Source organism: Neisseria sp. P0021.S007 (assembly GCF_051956855.1).
Genome location: NZ_JBQCXA010001142.1, coordinates 1 through 526, shown reverse-complemented (window position 1 = coordinate 526; position 526 = coordinate 1). Strand labels below are relative to the sequence as shown.

1 protein-coding gene is annotated in these 526 nt (G+C 48.1%); it reads left to right on the top strand.

The window, feature by feature from the left end; translation table 11 throughout:
- Nucleotides 1–526: MFS transporter (locus ACTHUR_RS17950; protein ID WP_440400095.1), on the top strand; the 526-nt coding region annotated here is incomplete at both ends.

Sequence of the window (526 nt, the reverse complement as noted above, 5' to 3'; positions counted from 1 at the left end):
AAAAAAGACAATCTGAATTTCCACACGACCCGCCGTTTTGCGCCGCTCTTTGGGACGCAGTTTTTAGGCGCGTTTAACGATAATGTGTTTAAAACCGCATTATTCGTGATGATCAGTTTTTACGGTTTGGGCAAAAACGACTTTCTGCCGTCCAGCCAAATGCTGAACTTGGGCGCGATGCTGTTTATCCTGCCCTATTTCCTGTTTTCCGCGCTGTCAGGGCAGCTGAGCAACAAATTCGACAAAGCCGTTTTGGCGCGTTGGATCAAGCTGTTGGAAATCATCATCATGGCAGTAGCGGCATATGGCTTCTATATTCAATCCGCGCCTTTGCTTTTAATCTGCCTGTTTTGCATGGGTACGCAATCGACTTTGTTCGGCCCGCTGAAATACGCCATTTTGCCCGATTACCTCAACGACAAAGAGCTGATTATGGGCAACAGTCTGATTGAATCAGGTACGTTTATCGCCATTTTGCTCGGCCAGATTTTGGGCACCGCAGTCGCAGGCGTTCCGCCGTATATTG